The sequence below is a fragment of the Paenibacillus sp. AD87 genome (assembly GCF_001659845.1).
Lineage (GTDB): Bacteria > Bacillota > Bacilli > Paenibacillales > Paenibacillaceae > Paenibacillus > Paenibacillus marchantiae.
Window position 1 is genome coordinate 555,180 of record NZ_LXQN01000019.1, and the last position, 15,870, is coordinate 571,049.

General features: G+C 49.1%; 13 protein-coding genes. 5 read left to right on the forward strand and 8 right to left on the reverse strand.

Annotated elements, in window-relative coordinates:
- Nucleotides 1–3 precede the first annotated feature (3 nt).
- From glpK to gpAD87_RS26190, 3 genes are all read left to right on the forward strand, one after another.
- Nucleotides 4–1,491, forward strand: coding sequence for a glycerol kinase GlpK (glpK, locus tag gpAD87_RS26180; protein WP_064641747.1), 1,488 nt, complete (start codon nt 4–6; stop codon nt 1,489–1,491).
- Nucleotides 1,492–1,884: 393 nt separating this feature from the next.
- Nucleotides 1,885–3,543: a glycerol-3-phosphate dehydrogenase/oxidase gene (locus gpAD87_RS26185; protein ID WP_064641748.1), complete on the forward strand. Its 1,659-nt coding sequence runs from the start codon at nt 1,885–1,887 to the stop codon at nt 3,541–3,543.
- A 68-nt stretch (nt 3,544–3,611) separates the two neighbouring features.
- Complete coding sequence (locus tag gpAD87_RS26190; RefSeq protein WP_064641749.1) at nt 3,612–4,616, forward strand: Gfo/Idh/MocA family protein; 1,005 nt, start codon at nt 3,612–3,614, stop codon at nt 4,614–4,616.
- A 107-nt stretch (nt 4,617–4,723) separates the two neighbouring features.
- On the opposite strand, the gene gpAD87_RS26195 is transcribed toward gpAD87_RS26190, so the two are convergent.
- A complete protein-coding gene (locus tag gpAD87_RS26195; protein WP_062321783.1) occupies nt 4,724–5,011 on the reverse strand; it encodes a winged helix-turn-helix transcriptional regulator in 288 nt (95 codons plus the stop codon).
- A gap of 424 nt (nt 5,012–5,435) precedes the next feature.
- On the opposite strand from gpAD87_RS26195, the gene gpAD87_RS26200 reads away from it, so the two are divergent.
- A complete protein-coding gene (locus tag gpAD87_RS26200; RefSeq protein ID WP_064641750.1) occupies nt 5,436–5,822 on the forward strand; it encodes a DoxX family protein in 387 nt (128 codons plus the stop codon).
- Nucleotides 5,823–6,001: 179 nt separating this feature from the next.
- Here gpAD87_RS26200 and gpAD87_RS26205 read toward each other — a convergent pair whose 3' ends face one another.
- The 3 genes from gpAD87_RS26205 to gpAD87_RS26215 all read right to left on the reverse strand — a co-directional run bounded on the left by gpAD87_RS26205 (nt 6,002) and on the right by gpAD87_RS26215 (nt 7,674).
- The gene (locus gpAD87_RS26205) at nt 6,002–6,520 is read right to left on the reverse strand and encodes an AbrB/MazE/SpoVT family DNA-binding domain-containing protein (protein ID WP_064641751.1); all 519 of its coding nucleotides are present in this window, start codon (nt 6,518–6,520) and stop codon (nt 6,002–6,004) included.
- 105 nt (nt 6,521–6,625) lie between these two features.
- Nucleotides 6,626–7,306, reverse strand: coding sequence for a CidB/LrgB family autolysis modulator (locus gpAD87_RS26210; RefSeq protein ID WP_064641752.1), 681 nt, complete (start codon nt 7,304–7,306; stop codon nt 6,626–6,628).
- Complete coding sequence (locus gpAD87_RS26215; protein WP_063567332.1) at nt 7,303–7,674, reverse strand: CidA/LrgA family protein; 372 nt, start codon at nt 7,672–7,674, stop codon at nt 7,303–7,305. The genes gpAD87_RS26210 and gpAD87_RS26215 overlap by 4 nt, the downstream gene beginning before the upstream one ends.
- A 165-nt stretch (nt 7,675–7,839) precedes the next feature.
- Between gpAD87_RS26215 and cidR the strand changes: the two genes are divergently transcribed.
- Nucleotides 7,840–8,724, forward strand: coding sequence for a cidABC operon transcriptional activator CidR (cidR, locus tag gpAD87_RS26220; protein WP_064641753.1), 885 nt, complete (start codon nt 7,840–7,842; stop codon nt 8,722–8,724).
- A 194-nt stretch (nt 8,725–8,918) separates the two neighbouring features.
- Here the strand turns inward: cidR and gcvPB are convergent, their stop codons facing one another.
- From gcvPB to gpAD87_RS26240, 4 genes are read right to left on the reverse strand one after another with little or no spacing between them, the layout of a single operon-like run.
- Complete coding sequence (gene gcvPB, locus gpAD87_RS26225) at nt 8,919–10,487, reverse strand: aminomethyl-transferring glycine dehydrogenase subunit GcvPB (RefSeq protein WP_064641754.1); 1,569 nt, start codon at nt 10,485–10,487, stop codon at nt 8,919–8,921.
- Between the two features lie 27 nt (nt 10,488–10,514).
- Complete coding sequence (gene gcvPA / locus gpAD87_RS26230; protein ID WP_064641755.1) at nt 10,515–11,915, reverse strand: aminomethyl-transferring glycine dehydrogenase subunit GcvPA; 1,401 nt, start codon at nt 11,913–11,915, stop codon at nt 10,515–10,517.
- A 48-nt stretch (nt 11,916–11,963) separates the two neighbouring features.
- Nucleotides 11,964–12,746 carry an SDR family NAD(P)-dependent oxidoreductase gene (locus gpAD87_RS26235; RefSeq protein WP_064641756.1) on the reverse strand — a complete coding sequence of 261 codons (783 nt, stop codon included), beginning with the start codon at nt 12,744–12,746 and terminating at the stop codon, nt 11,964–11,966.
- Nucleotides 12,739–15,870 (reverse strand): glycoside hydrolase family 2 TIM barrel-domain containing protein, encoded by a 3,132-nt coding sequence (locus tag gpAD87_RS26240; protein WP_064642043.1) that lies wholly within the window; start codon nt 15,868–15,870, stop codon nt 12,739–12,741. The genes gpAD87_RS26235 and gpAD87_RS26240 overlap by 8 nt, the downstream gene beginning before the upstream one ends.

Sequence of the window (15,870 nt, forward strand, 5' to 3'; positions counted from 1 at the left end):
TGTATGGAAAAATATATATTGGCCCTAGATCAGGGGACGACGAGTTCCCGGGCGATTCTATTTAACCGGAGCGGGGAGATTGTGCATATTGCACAGCAAGAATTTCCGCAGTACTTTCCCAAGCCGGGCTGGGTGGAGCAGAACGCCAATGAAATTTGGAGCTCCATTCTGGCAGTGATGGCTTCATGTCTGGCCGAGAGTGGAATCAAGCCCGTCCAGATTGCCGGCATCGGCATTACGAACCAGCGAGAAACGGTTGTGGTATGGGACAAAGAAACGGGCCGGCCCATCTATAATGCAGTAGTCTGGCAGTCCAGACAAACGGCTGGAATTTGTGATGAGTTGAAGGCGAAGGGTCTGGTTGACCTATTTCATCGCAAAACGGGTCTACTCATTGACCCTTACTTCTCGGGAACCAAGGTAAAGTGGATTCTGGATCATGTGCCTGGTGCCCGGGAGCGTGCAGAGAAGGGTGAACTCCTGTTTGGTACAATTGATAGCTGGCTAATCTGGAAGCTGAGCGGTGGTACTCATGTCACCGATGTATCTAATGCTTCTCGCACCTTAATGTACAACATTTATGATCTGCAATGGGATGATGAATTACTGCAAATTTTGGACATTCCCAAAGCGATGCTGCCGGAAGTGCGCGGTTCATCCGAGGTGTACGCACACACGGTTGACTACCATTTCTTTGGTCATCGGATTCCGATTGCCGGAGCAGCAGGAGATCAGCAGTCGGCATTATTCGGTCAGGGCTGTTATACGAAGGGGAGCATGAAAAATACGTACGGCACCGGCTGTTTCATGCTTATGAATACTGGAGAACAACCCGTACAGTCCAACCACGGGCTGATTACAACTATTGCATGGGGCATTAATGGTAAAATCGAGTATGCGCTGGAAGGCAGTATTTTTGTTGCAGGTTCGGCGGTACAGTGGCTGCGTGACGGCTTACGGATGCTTCGTTCCTCAAAAGACAGTGAGGATTATGCGGCACGTGTACGCTCTACAGACGGCGTTTATATGGTGCCTGCATTTGTGGGTCTGGGCAGCCCTTACTGGGACAGTGAAGTTAAGGGAGCTGTGTTTGGTTTGACGCGAGGAACGACCAAAGAACATTTTATCCGTGCAACCCTGGAAGCACTGGCGTATCAGACCAAGGATGTACTGACGGCAATGGAATCCGATTCAGGTATTCCGGTGAATGCCTTGCGTGTGGATGGGGGAGCGGCTGCCAATGATTTTCTGATGCAATTCCAGAGTGATATTCTGAATATTCCTGTGGAGCGTCCCAATGTGAACGAAACGACAGCATTAGGTGCGGCTTATCTGGCAGGACTTGCAGTAGGCTATTGGAATAGCGCGGATGAATTGGCGAATCACGAGAATACGGAACGTGTCTTCCATCCGGTTATGGCTGAAGATGAGCGTACAGAACTGTATGCAGGGTGGCAACGTGCCGTGAAGGCAGCGATGGTTTTCAAATGAGTGGATTATATTTCAAATGGGCATTTGTACTTTTTCGTTAAAGTTCTACAATAAATGATATTTATTGGTGGAAAATGATGCATAACTTACAGGGGTTATTTTCCTGGAGAAGAGAAAACATATACCCACTATAAGGAAAAATAAATGATTAGTGGATCAGCTTGAAATTCCATCCGCAGGCAGAACAACTTTTTGAAATTTTTTTGAATAATGTGTCATTTCAGGCCTTCACGCCGCCTTAATTGTGTGATAGGATTAAGTCACAAGTTAAAAAAATGATGTCTGGAGATCGGGAGAGACCACGTACCGCTCAGCAATTGCTGAAGCGAATGACGTGGTCTTTTTTTTGTGCTTTTGTGGGTAAAACAGAGGTAATCAATGGGAGGAATCAGGATGACAACATCGTTCTCGGCGGAAAAGCGTACTGAATATCTGGATCGGATGGCGAATGCACATTTTGACATATTGATTATTGGTGGGGGAATCACGGGAGCCGGGATTGCGCTGGATGCAGCTTCCCGCGGATTAAAGACAGCACTGGTGGAAATGCAGGATTTTGCAGCAGGCACATCCAGTCGTTCGACCAAACTGGTGCATGGCGGTCTACGGTATCTGAAGCAGTTTGAAGTGAAAATGGTGGCTGAGGTGGGACGGGAGCGAGCGGTGGTGTACGAGAATGGGCCGCATGTGACGACACCCGAACCGATGCTTCTCCCCATCTATACGGCGGGTACCTTTGGCCGCTTCAGCACATCCATTGGTCTGATGGTGTACGACCGGCTTGCCGGAGTGAAGCGTAGTGAACGACGCCAAATGTTAAATGCCGGTGCCGTCTCAGACAGTGAGCCTTTGCTGCGCAAGGAAGGACTGCTGGGTGGTGGACGTTATGTGGAATACCGAACGGATGATGCCCGGCTTACCATTGAAGTGATGAAGGAAGCGGTGCGGCGCGGCGCACAGGCAGTGAACTATGTGAAGGCAGCAGCATTCCTGAAGGAGAATGGGGTCATTACCGGAATTCAGGCTGTGGACCAGATCAGCGGTCAATCTTATGATTTGCGGGCAACCAAAGTGATTAATGCTTCCGGTCCATGGGTGGATGAGCTGCGCAAGATCGATGGGTCTCGCCAGGGCAAAACGTTGCAGATGACCAAAGGTATTCATCTGGTATTCGACGGTACGCGTTTCCCGTTAAGGCAGGCTGTATATTTTGATACACCGGATGGACGAATGGTCTTTGCTGTCCCGCGGGATGGGAAAACCTATGTGGGAACCACAGATACCGTATTCGAAGATGATCCCGCACACCCGTTAATCTCTGAGGCAGACCGGAATTATGTCATCGATGCCGTCAACGGCATGTTCCCGGACGTTCGGATTCGAGCCGAGGATGTGGAGTCCGGTTGGGCAGGTGTGCGTCCGTTGATTCATGAGGAGGGTAAAGGACCTTCCGAAATTTCGCGCAAGGACGAAGTGTGGGTAGCCCCTTCGGGGTTGATCACCATTGCCGGGGGTAAATTAACCGGGTACCGCAAAATGGCCGAGATGGTTGTTGATCTCGCTGCTCGCCAATTGGAGCAGGAGACGGGAAAATCGATAGGACCATGTATAACGAAAGAGATGCCAATCTCTGGAGGTCATGTTGGCGGTTCCGCCGGATTTGTTGCGTATGCTGAACGCAAGATTAAGGATGGAGTAGCACTTGGCCTCGACAGATCTACTGCGGAACGATTAGCCCGAGTGTATGGTTCCAATGTGGACGCACTGTACGAGCGGATGCCTGATCCGCGGGCAAAGGCCGAGCTGCATGGCATGCCGCAGGAGCTGCTGCTGATGCTACGTTATGCCATTGATGAGGAGATGGCTGTGACACCAGCAGACTTTTTTGTGAGACGCACCGGAGACCTGTTTTTCCGTATTGACGAAGTCCGTCAGTATAAGGCGGTAGTTATTCAGTTTATGGCTGAACGCCTGGATTGGCGTGAGGAGCAAGCGATACGATTTGCGAATGAACTGGATCAGTTACTCTTGGAAGCATCGGGCAAAATGTAATGCAGGATTTCGCATGTGGGGGTCGAATGGAACATGTAAGCGTGTAACAAGGAGAGGGGTTTACATCTATGACTTTACAGATCGGAATCATTGGAACAGGTTGGTTCAGCAAGGTACATGCAGATATTCTGGCACGAATGGAAGGCGTTCGTGTAGCAGCTGTCTGTGGAACAACGCTGGAAAAGGCGGAGGCTATGGCTTCCGTCTATGATGCTGTTGGCTACGGTGAACTTGAACATATGCTGGATGGTGAAAAGCTGGATGCAGTCTATATCTGTGTTCCTCCGATGTCTCATGGATCGATTGAAGCTGAATTGGTTCGTCGGGATATCCCGTTCCTGGTGGAAAAACCGCTGAGTACAGGCATGGATATTCCTCGTCAGGTGCTGGATCAGGTACAGAAGTCTGGATTGTTGACATCCGTAGGTTATCATTTCCGTTATCAGGAGGCTGCACAGGTACTGAAAGAAGCGATGAAAGAGCAGACCGTCGGCATGGCGCTTGGGCGCTGGATGGGCGGAATGCCAGGAGTCGCCTGGTGGCGTCGCCAGGAAGGATCCGGGGGACAGTTTGTGGAACAGACGACCCATATCGTGGATTTACTGCGGTACTGTGCTGGTGAAGTGACAGAGGTATACGCTGCAGCTGCCCAGCGCAGCATGCATGAGAAGCACGAACATGTCACGGTAGCCGATGTGGCGAATGTAACGCTTAAGCTAGAAAGTGGGGCGATCGCGAGCATTGCCAACACTTGCCTGCTGCCAGATGGTGAAGGCGGTGCAGGGCTCCAGTTTTACACGGACGCCGGAGTCTGGGATTGGACGCCTGAACGTCTTCTTCTGCCAAGTGCTGCCCCTCATGCGATGGCAGGTCTGGAGATTCCAGCAGGGCATAACCCGTATGAGCGGGAAAATGAAGCGTTCATTCACGCCCTTCGTACCGGAGATCGTTCTCGGATTTTGTCCGATTATGCGGATGCCTGCCGTACACAGGAAATTACAACGGCGGCATTGGTTTCGGCAGATTCGGGATTGCCGGTACAGCTTCAGCGCTCCAAACATCTCTCTCATTAATCCTTTTATGACGTAACCAGAAATATAAAAAAGACGCCTGAATCTGGACTGATCCAAAGATCAGTTCAATTCAGGCGTCTTTGTGTTGTACATGAATCAGAATCTGGTTACTTAGTAGACTGCTGCTGTTTCAACCAGTCTGAGGACCAGTTGTAAATCTGATTGATGACGGGTTCGATGGCTCTGCCTTTGGGCGTCAATTCATACTCTACGCGGGGCGGAATTTCAGGATACATATGCCGGGTTACGATACCTTCCATTTCCATCTCCTTCAGACGTTCGGATAATAACCGACCGCTAATCGCCATTTCTGCTTCCAGCTCTGTGAATCGTTTCGGTCCGGATAACAGTTGGTACATGATGAGCAGTACCCATTTCTTACCGATGATATCCATGGCCTGAGTAATGAGACAGGGACTTGGTGATTTTACTTTTCTCAGCTTCAACGTGTTCACCTCGATTCAAGTATTGATGGATTTCTTCGTATATTCGTATATATAAAAGTGCGTGGCTTTCTGCCGCTCTGACCAAAGTAAGGGACAATGAAGTCAACATGTTACTACAAAATGTACTGTAACATACCTTTTGTATGTATTATACACTATTCGTCAAAAAATTACTTGAATAAATAATGTTATTATTATATACTCACTTCATAAAAGTAAGTTAATGATTATTAATATGTATAATATCAGCACGTACCTTTTTTTGCAGTGCAAACTGCCCATTTTAAAAATAGAGTTACGCAGTAACTTTTACATAGATTGCTTTTTATACAACAGATGGATATGGACATTCATTTTCAGGAGGATTATACATATGAACAAAGGCTTAAGAATTTTGGGATATATTGCGTTGGTTGTGCTTGCAGGTGTGTTTGTAATGGCGGGGTTTAACAAGGTTAGTGGAGCAGAGATGATGGTGCAGACTTTCGAAGGTTTCTCTTATCCTACATGGACGATGTATCTCATTGGTGCAGTAGAGCTGCTCAGTGCGGTGGGTCTGTTGATTCCCCGAACTCGTATTCTGGCTTCAGGAGTATTGACGTTTATTCTGATTGGGGCTGTGGGAAGTCATCTGATTTACGGACAATATACGGCTGTTCCTTTCCCGGCAGTGCTACTGGTTGCCAACATTGTCGTTCTTATTATGGGCATGCGTAAACTGGAAGCAGAAGAAATGGATATGGATCTCGTGCAGGTCTAAAGAGTTAGACGCTGGAGTAACGAATATTGAAAAAGATGACCACTGTGATTAAGCGGTAGTCGTCTTTTTTACGTTTATCTCAAAAAAAAGAAGAACCCACGGATTTCAAAGGGTTCTCTTGCAACGGGACTTCTTGAAACGGAAGGTCTCCTGATTATAAATAATCGAATAAATTCCTATTATAGTAGTTTTTTAAGTTGGGAGACGCGTCCTTGGCTAATGCCAAGCTTTTCCGCAATTTGCTGTTGAGCCAAACCAGGATTCTGTTCAACAATTTCCTTCATCTGTTGCAGCATGCGTGCGGTCTTCGGCCGCAGGTCCGGGTACTCATGGTTGGCAGCTGTAGTCCCTTCTTCCCATGCGGGAGATGAGACTGTGGCGGATTCGGTAGCAGGACGCTCCACGGGTGCAGGAGCCTGTTTGTTTGGAGGAACGAACCAATCGGGAGTGTCATCCGGGTGTTTTAATTGAATTGCACAAGTCCGGCAGATGAATTGCTCTTTGAAATACATTTCAGTATCCACATCACCGCAAAAAATACACAATGTTGATTTGTACTTTCTCAAAATCAACTCTTTCCCTTCAATGAAAAACTCGAGCGGATCGCCGATATGGATTTCCATCGTATCCCGCATTTCTTTGGGAAGGACAATTCGTCCAAGGCGGTCCAGAGATCTCTTCATTCCGGTTCTTTTCATCGCATCTCCCCCGCAATATTCACAATTAAAACCTGTCCTTATTGTAAGGAAGAAAGGGCTTTAATACAACAATAATATTTCAAGAAATAGGGTTAATTCCATCTATTATGGGAAAATAAGTTTGGATAGCACGGGTGCAACCGCCAATGTGAACAATGCGGCCAGTACCATGGAGATGCTGGAGATGGTTCCTGTCAGTGAACTGAGCTCAAAAGCCTTGGATGTGCCTGTTCCGTGGGCACCGGTTCCAAGCAGCGTACCACGTGCTATCTCACCATCAATACGCAGTATTTTCACAATGGATGGCCCCATAATTGCCCCCAACAGACCGGTCATGATGACAAAAACCGCCGTAACCGCCGGAATGCCTCCAATGGTAGCCGATACATTCATGGCAATAGGGGTCGTGATTGATCTCGGGATCAGACTATGAATGAGTCCGGAGTCCAGGCGCAGCCATTTGGCGAGCAGGGCAGAAGAGAGGACCGCCACGACGGAGCCCGTCATAACGCTGAAGACGATCTCGGAAATATGTTTTTTGAGCACATGGAAGAATGTATAGAGCGGAATAGCGAAGGCTACCGTTGCCGGTTGAAGCAGCAAACTTAGCCATTTACCACCACTGCTGTAGGCTGCGTAATCCGTGCCTGTTGCGAGCAGCACACCAACGACAAGAAGCGGCGTAATCAGCAGCGGAGACAGATACACTTTGGGCAGGTTGCGATACATGCGTTTGGTGACCAAGTATATACCGACGGTTAACAAGAGACAGAGGAATCCAATCATCCGGTGTGACGCTCCTTTCGTTTGGCGATTCGGGTGGCAACAAGGCCTGTGCAGGCCATGACCAGAAATGTGCTAAGCAGAACAATAAACAGAATTTGCAGTCCGTCTTGCTCCAGCATGGGCATGTAGTTCATAATGCCGACGGCTGACGGGATGAAAAACAGCAGCAGCTCACCTAGCAGCCAGGCAGCTCCAATTTCGATCCAGCGAAGCTTCACGACTCGGGTCTGAAGCAAAATGAACAGCACGATCATGCCAAGTATGGAACCGGGTACAGGTAGATGGAGAGCACGGGCCAACTGGTCCATGAGCAGTGAAAAGGCCATCAAGAGCGCAACTTGCAAAATGCCAAGGCCCCATTTCTTCACTTCAATCCCTCCTTGTATAATGAACGTGATGATTTTGAGTTGTTTATGAAAGTGAATGGAAACGTTGTTTGATATAACAAATTTTACATCGCATTCTTTCATGAGTAAAATGCATATTAAGAATGTTTACCATTCCATTTATCTATGAGAGACGGGGACTAGACGATGGATATCCGCCATTTGCAATATTTTCTGGAAGTCGCTCGGCAGCAAAGCTTCACCAAAGCAGCCGAAGTGCTGTTCATTACTCAACCGACGATTAGCAAAACCGTCAAAAGCTTGGAAGACGAATTGGGCGTAACGCTGCTGGATCGTTATGGCAAGAAGGTAGCGCTGACGGATGCAGGGCATGTCTTTTTTCGGCAGGCGCTGGAGATTGAAAAGTCATTTCGCAGCTTATCGTCCGAGCTGGACGATCTAATGAATCTGAAGAAAGGGCACCTGCGGATCGGTTTGCCGCCGATGATAGGTTCCAGCTTTTTTCCGATGATTATCGGTGAGTTTCATAAAGCTTATCCACAGGTAACCATTCAGCTCTTCGAGGACGGTGCCAAAAAAGTAGAGGCCGATGTGATTAGTGGTGCACTGGATATTGGTGTCGCCGTTCTGCCTACTGTGGATGAACTTGTGGACCACTTTGTTTTTGTGGAAGAGAAACTGAATCTGATCGTACACCCTTCACACCCGCTTGCGGGTAAAGAGTCTGTCGCGCTGCGCGAACTGGAGCATGATGCATTTGTGCTGTTTCGGGAAGATTTTGCGCTGCATGACCGGATTATCGCCGCCTGTCAGCATGCGGGATTCCAGCCTCGGGTGGTGTATGAGAGCTCCCAATGGGACCTGCTCAGTGCGATGGTAGCGGCCAATCTGGGCGTGGCATTGCTGCCAGAAACGATCTGCCGTGAGGTGGATCATATGCGTGTGCGCATTATACCTGTGATGGAACCTGTGATTCCGTGGCAGCTCGGCATGATTTGGCGGAAGGATCGATATTTGTCCTTCGCAACCCGGGAGTGGATCAGTTTCACACAGTCGATGCTGAATGAATAGGAAATCGGTGTAAATGGGGAAGAGGGGACGGGATAAATCATTATCTTAACTCCACTGAAAGCTATAGAACCATATTAAAAAGACCCTCAACACGTGTTGAGGGTCTTTACTTTTCCGTCTATTTATAAAACGAGTAATATTAATGTGCTTCTATATGAACAATAAGAGTAGCTACAGCGTACATGCTAATGCAGTTAATGAAGCTCTGGCTGTGTTTTTTTCAAATATGCACGCCAGGTAATACACCATTGTTTCGGATCATCCAAAGATGATTCGTCATTGCGATGCACCGTGCTGTTATGCGGAGCTGATTTGACGATATCTGGCTGAGTATAGGCTTCATTCGAGATATGCTCCAGCGCATCGATATATTCGTCGAGATCCTCCTTGGAATAGGATTCGGTTGGCTCCAGTGTGAACGGCTGTGGAACAATATATGGGTGATGAGAGGTCCAGTAATGCAAGCCAAAATCGCACATTCTCCGCGTAATATCCTCCGTCGTCACTCCAGTCTCATCCGTGAGTTGTTTCCAGCTGTAGCGTACCTGTTCTAAACGGCGTCCTTGGACATATGGGGCACTCGCTCCGCGTATTTGAACAATTTTATGATATAGATAGTTGTTATTCAGCACCGCTACCTGGGCGACATCCTTAAGACCGTTCGGTCCGAGGCTCATAATCCAGGCATAGGAGCGGAGTACAGTTTGGGCTACACCGTGAAAACTCCGTACTTTACCTATGCTGACTTCCGTTTGATCTCTCAAGATATAACGTCCGTCATCTTCCTTATCCACCAAAGGCCCGGGCATGAAATTCTTCAATTCTTCCGTCACTCCGAGAGCGCCCGTAGCAGGACCACCACACATATGGGGTGCAGCAAAGGTTTTGTGAAGATTGAAAAAGCACATATCAAAACCCGCTTCCTTCGCTCGTGTAATCCCGAGCAGGCCATTGGCGTTAGCCTGATCATAATAGCAGACACCACCAGCTTCGTGCACGACATCCGTAAATTCGCGGATACGATGATTGTAGATGCCTGTGTCCTCCGGATTAGCCACAACAAATCCGGCTGTCCGCTCGGAGACAACACTCTTCAGCTTCTCAAGGTCCGGGAATCCATCCTCGTCTGGATGCAACGTAATAATCTTATATCCTTTAACGGCAGCTGTGGCAGCCTGGGAAGGATGAGAGAAGATCGTCGTAATGATCTCATCACGTTGTTCACCTTCACCGCGCGAATCATGATAGGCGCGGACGATGGAGGCCATAGCCAGAAGTGCCTGGGTTCCGCTACTCGGCTGAAAGGAGAATGCATCCATACCTGAAATCTCTCGCATTGCCAGATCAAGATTGTGGAAGATTTCCAGCATCCCCTGAACAGAATCCACATCCTGCAGCGGATGAAGCTCGGTCATACGTGGATTGCGGATAAGCATTTCGTTAATCCGGGGAATATATTTCATCGTGCACGTTCCTTGCCCGATCTCCACGTTCATATCTGATCCCAACGTTTCCTGGGATAATCTCAGATAATGCCGCAGTACCTTTGCCTGCCCGATTTCTGGCAGAGCGGGAATATCGCGCCGCCACATGGATGCCGGTATGCTGTCTTCTGCGGAGCCTACTTCAGCCGCTACAGCCGCTTCCGTTCCCGGTGGAACGACGCCCCGCTCTCCGGGCCGGTGAAGTTCAAAGATAACGGGCTCATCCCATTTAGCTTGGTGAAAATTACGAACCTTATGATCTCTGCGAATCCGTTTCATGGCGTTCAGTCCTCCTCTATATGATCATTATGATGTGCTGACAATGGAACGAAGAGTATCGACGAGTCGGTCTATATCCGCCTGGGTATGCGTTTCCGTGACGCAGTACAGTGCACATTGACCCCATGATGGGTAGGATAATGACAGATCCTTACCACCGAAAATCCCTGTTTCCATTAATCTCTGGTTGATCTCATCAACGGTTAGACCTGTACCATTAAAATCAACAACAAACTCTTTGAAGAAGGTGCCATTTTCGAAGCGAAGAGACACACCTGGAATTCGTGATATTTGTTTAGCAGCGTAATGCGATTTCTGGATAATAGTGGTGCCAACCTCCTGCATTCCGGCAGGACCGAGGAGGGCCAGATATACTCCTGCCGTAATGCCCCATAATGCGGTCTGGGTTCCTACCGATTCCTTGCCTTTCTCCCGAAGAGCGAATGAGGTACGTTCATAGGCAACGTCTCCGAAGCCATATTCGCCTTCCACTTCGGTGGGCACGATGCCAAATAACCGGGAAGGGTATTCCATTACGTATTTTTCCTCATCACGTGTTGCAATAAAGCCAGCCTGCCCGCCGCCAAAATTCATATGCATCCCCAGCGGTTGTAAATCTCCGCAAATGATATCCGCCCCGTAACGGCCCGGAGGCTCCAAAACTCCAAGTGAAATGGGATCAACACCTACGATTGAAACAGCATTGATCTTATGAGCCAATTCAGATATCTCAGCACCCTGATCCTCAATGATTCCAAGGTAACCGGGATTTTCAAAATAAATCGCCGCGATATCATCATTTAATTTGTTGCGCAGATCATTCAGATCCATTCGTCCTGTGACCTGATCGATGTCAACATACTGAATATCCATGACTGGAGTACAGTAATTACGAATAATCGCCGCCTTATCCGGGTCTACGGACCGCGGGAGCAGCACGATTTTGCGCCCGGTAATACGCCCGGCCATCCGGATCGCGGTGGAAGCCGCCTGAGCCCAGTCAAAGGTTGGAACATTTACGACATCCATGTCCACCAGCTCGGCAAGCAGGCTCTGATACTCGAACAGGGCCTGGAATCGACCATGGTCTTCGTAAGGCTCACCGGCATAAGCTGTCACGAATTCAGAACGCTGATTGATCTCGTCGCATACAGCTGGAATGAAGTGCTGCCAGCATCCTGCACCCAGAAAATTAAGATAATCTCCACTGTGCTTGTTCTTTGCTAGTAGTCCGTCAATATGTCGGCGCAGTTCGTACTCGTTCATGGCTGGCGGAAGGTCCATCTCCCGCTTCAGCTTCAGGCTGTCAGGGATCGCGTCGTGGAGTTGCTCCATAGACGTGAGACCAATTTCTTTCAGCATCGCGTCCCGGACCTCCGGAACGGTATTTGGAATATAGGGATGGGCATATGTTTTGCTGTCAGCCACAATTAACGCCTCCGTTCATATGTTGGGAAAATGGTGTTCTTATCCGCCCTAAGCGATTCCGCCTCCGTCAACAACGAGCACACTGCCTGTTACCCATGAGGACAAGTCACTCGCCAGGAACAATACCGCATTCGCGATATCACGCGGTGTACCCAGACGCTCCAGCGGTCTGCCTCCTGCAGAGGCAACCAGAAATGCTGACTCATCCTGCTGTAGCTGCTTCGCTTCGTCACGCAGGAGAGGTGTATCCGTATCCCCTGGTGATACACAGTTGACTCGAATATTCGCCGCGCCATGGTCGATAGCCATGGCACGCGTCAGATTGACAACGCCCGCCTTTGCGGCGCAATACGCTGCTGCACGGTCTCCGCCTTTCAGTCCCCAACCTGAGCCAGTGTTAATGATGCTACCGCCGCCGCTCTGCTCCATAATGGGAATTACATATTTAGAGAGGAGGAAGACACCTTTGAGTGAGACATCTAGTACAAGATCCCAGTCTCTTTCATCCAACTCGGTAACCGTTTTGCGGCGGATAACCCCTGCATTATTGAACAGGACATGAATCCCTCCAAAAGCTGATTTGATCTCTGAGGCTGTACGTTCGCAGTCTGCAGCAGAGGTTACGTTGCAGCAGTAAAAGCTGGCCTGACCGCCCTGTTCACGGATACTGGCGACGGCCTCGTTACCCGCCGCCTCATTAATATCAATCAAGACAGCATGTGCCCCGAAGCTCGCCAGAAGCTCGGCGGTGGCAAGCCCAATGCCTGATGCCCCGCCAGTAACAACAGCTACCTTGCCAGATAAATTCAAAACATCCTGTGTATTAAGCATGTTGATCTTCCTCCATTTCATATTGCATCGCTTCTGTACTCATTCGGTGGCTCAGCCTTGTAGGCGCGCTATCCTCCGCCATATACGCTTGAAGCAAGATGCGGAACCGGAACGCTTCCGGCTTAACTGTATTCTCAGGGGACTGTGCTGGGCCGCAGCTGTTACTACCCAGTCCGTTCTGTCGGTAATCCAGATTCAGAGTAATGAAATCACGAGGTGTCAAATCGCTCATATGCTGCGCCTTCTCCAGATCACCGTCCGTGTAATGTCTGGCACTGAAATCAAGCGTTGGCGCTCCTGCCGCTAGCAGACCGATTCCTGCCCCATCGACGATCGACACCCACCTAACATCTGTCCGATTTCCGTTCTCTTGGGGATAGATATACGACGTGAACAATCCATCAACACTGCTCTGATATACTCCGAAGCGTCCGGCCTCCCGGCTATCCGAATAGCTCTCTCCCGGCCCGCGGCCATACCATTTCACATGGTCCATATCACCGGGTACTTCCATTTGAAGACCGATTTTCGGCAGCATGGCGGGTGGTGTTCCCTCCGGTATTCCCTTCACATCCATAATGATTAGTCCGCTTGCATTAACCGTATAGGACGTTTCGCAGCGGAAGCCCCAGTCGTAGACAGGAGGTGCTATGCGTGAAGTCCAAGTCATACGCACGGACGTTTCATTCAATCTATCCCAGACGAAGTTATCTATCCGCTCGGTCAGTCGATCGAGGTGTACCTTACGCCAATCCGGGAGCACATACATATCGTTATCAATCGGAGCACGCCAGAAATTCAGTCGTGGTCCATGTTGAATGAGTTCCTTTCCGTTCAAGCGAAGCGACGTGACCCCTGCACGTAGACGATTAAAAGAAATACGGAAACTGTCATTCGCAAGGATTAGCTCTCGCCCTTCTTCGGTGACTGACAACTTCTGCTCTACAGACAACTGAGACAGGGAAGATACGGCTGAGGTGGAATGATTCGGCAGTGCAAACTGCGCCCAAGCCACCTCATGCCCCTGTTCCGCCCAAGCGCAGTCTGCTGCCAGCGTAAATCCGACATTCAGCCACATCTCCGTACCCGGCTCAAGATGAATCGACTGTTGATCTGTTAAATTCAAATTTGGAATCAATACGTTTGCGCTATCACCCGGACTAATCTGAGGAAGTACGAGTGCACCACTGTTTATGGTTCTTCCATCAGCCGTGATACTGTAATGAACCTGCAGATGATCTAAAGTCACAAAGTCATACCGATTCGTTACGCGAATCTTTCCTGCGTCTATTAATTCGACCCTCACAGGTTCGATGATTTTCTTATATTCAATGAGTCCTGGAGAGGGGGTACGGTCTGGGCGAACCAGCCCGTCAATAACAAAATTACTGTTATTCGGTACATCTCCGTAATCTCCGCCGTAAGCATAGTCAGTCTTGCCATCGATTAATTTTCTGCTGAGCCCATGATCGATCCATTCCCAGACAAAGCCGCCTTGAAGACGCCGATAAGCATCAAAGGTGTCAAAATACGTCCGTAACCCTCCGGGCCCATTGCCCATCGCATGGGCAAATTCGCATAGAATATGCGGTTTTGGATGATCGGTTAGCTGGCCGAATCCTTCCATTTTCTCGACGGAGGAATACATGGTGCTCACCACATCACATACTTCCGCTTCACGGTCTTCTTCATAATGGATAAGACGTGTGGAATCATTGGCTTTACACCACTCAGACATTGCACGGAAATTGCAGCCGAAGCCCGATTCATTGCCAAGCGACCAGAAAATCACGGAAGGGTGATTCTTGTCGCGCTCCACCATACGGCGGATGCGGTCAACATAAGCATCCTGCCAAGCGGGGTCGTCGCTAAGTCGTGAAATATTGCCCAGCGGCTCAAAGCCGTGTGTCTCCAGGTCCGTCTCTTCCATAACGTATAACCCATACTCATCACACAGATCATAGAACCTCGGATCGTTCGGATAATGTGCCGTTCGTACGGCATTAATATTGTGCTGCTTCATCATCTGGATATCTTCGAGCATGGTGGATACCGTAACGGTTCGCCCCGTATCTGGATGATGGTCATGCCGGTTTACTCCTTTGAGAAGGATCGCTACTCCATTCACCAAGAACTGTCCATCCTTGACTTCCACACGGCGGAACCCGACTCGCTGGGCAACAGTTTCTACAACCTGATTCTTCGAATCAACCAATGAAATGACCAGATGATATAAATAAGGAGATTCGGCATTCCATAAAGAAGGCTTCGCCACAGGCAGATTGAACTCGACACGTGAAGGATGGTTTAGATTCTTCTCAGCAGACAGGATCTGCTCTCCAATGTTATTCAGCAGTTGCAGCTGTACCTTGCCCTGAACTTCTTCTCCATCGAGGTCTAAGCGGACCGACAGTACCGCATTGGTAAACTCCGTATCTAACTCCGTTACAATTCGATAATCTGTAATACGGGATGCGGAAGGCTCGGAAACCAAATAGAGATCCCGGAAAATGCCACTCATCCACCACATATCCTGGTCTTCCAAATAACTCCCGTCAGACCACTGGTAAACCCGGACCGCCAATCGGTTAATTCCCGCCTGAAGGAAAGGGGTCAGATCGAACTCTGATGTCAGGCGGCTGCCTTGACTGTAGCCGACAAATGAACCATTCAGCCATACATGAAAGGCACTATCTACACCGTCGAACTTAAGTGAAACAACTCTTCCGTCCCAATGGTCTGGCAGCGTAAATTCCCTGACGTAGCTACCCGTTGGATTATCGTTAGGTACATGAGGAGGATCGACAGGGAATGGGTAGTCGAGGTCCGTGTAATGCGGACTTCCGTAACCTTGCAACTGCCAGTGTCCAGGGACAGGGATATCATCCCAACCTGAGGTGTCATATTCATTTTGATGAAAATCCGGGGTGGCCAGATCCGGCCCCTCAGCCAATTGGAACTTCCAAATACCGTTCAGCGATTTGAACCAAGGAGAGCTTCCTCTGTCATAGCTCAGAGCACTTTCTTTAGTGGAATGAGGAATAAAATAGGAGCGACTCTTCGCACGGTTTCTCTCCAGCACGCTGAGGTTATTCCAGTCGCGCTCAATGTTCATCACAGTCAT

Coding starts and splice junctions, on each gene's coding strand:
- glpK (WP_064641747.1), top strand. CDS start 4: ATGGAAAAATATATATTGGCCCTAGATCAGGGGACGACGAGTTCCCGG.
- gpAD87_RS26185 (WP_064641748.1), top strand. CDS start 1,885: ATGACAACATCGTTCTCGGCGGAAAAGCGTACTGAATATCTGGATCGG.
- gpAD87_RS26190 (WP_064641749.1), top strand. CDS start 3,612: ATGACTTTACAGATCGGAATCATTGGAACAGGTTGGTTCAGCAAGGTA.
- gpAD87_RS26195 (WP_062321783.1), bottom strand. CDS start 5,011: ATGGATATCATCGGTAAGAAATGGGTACTGCTCATCATGTACCAACTG.
- gpAD87_RS26200 (WP_064641750.1), top strand. CDS start 5,436: ATGAACAAAGGCTTAAGAATTTTGGGATATATTGCGTTGGTTGTGCTT.
- gpAD87_RS26205 (WP_064641751.1), bottom strand. CDS start 6,520: ATGAAAAGAACCGGAATGAAGAGATCTCTGGACCGCCTTGGACGAATT.
- gpAD87_RS26210 (WP_064641752.1), bottom strand. CDS start 7,306: ATGATTGGATTCCTCTGTCTCTTGTTAACCGTCGGTATATACTTGGTC.
- cidR (WP_064641753.1), top strand. CDS start 7,840: ATGGATATCCGCCATTTGCAATATTTTCTGGAAGTCGCTCGGCAGCAA.
- gcvPB (WP_064641754.1), bottom strand. CDS start 10,487: ATGAAACGGATTCGCAGAGATCATAAGGTTCGTAATTTTCACCAAGCT.
- gpAD87_RS26235 (WP_064641756.1), bottom strand. CDS start 12,746: ATGCTTAATACACAGGATGTTTTGAATTTATCTGGCAAGGTAGCTGTT.
- gpAD87_RS26240 (WP_064642043.1), bottom strand. CDS start 15,870: ATGACTGTGATGAACATTGAGCGCGACTGGAATAACCTCAGCGTGCTG.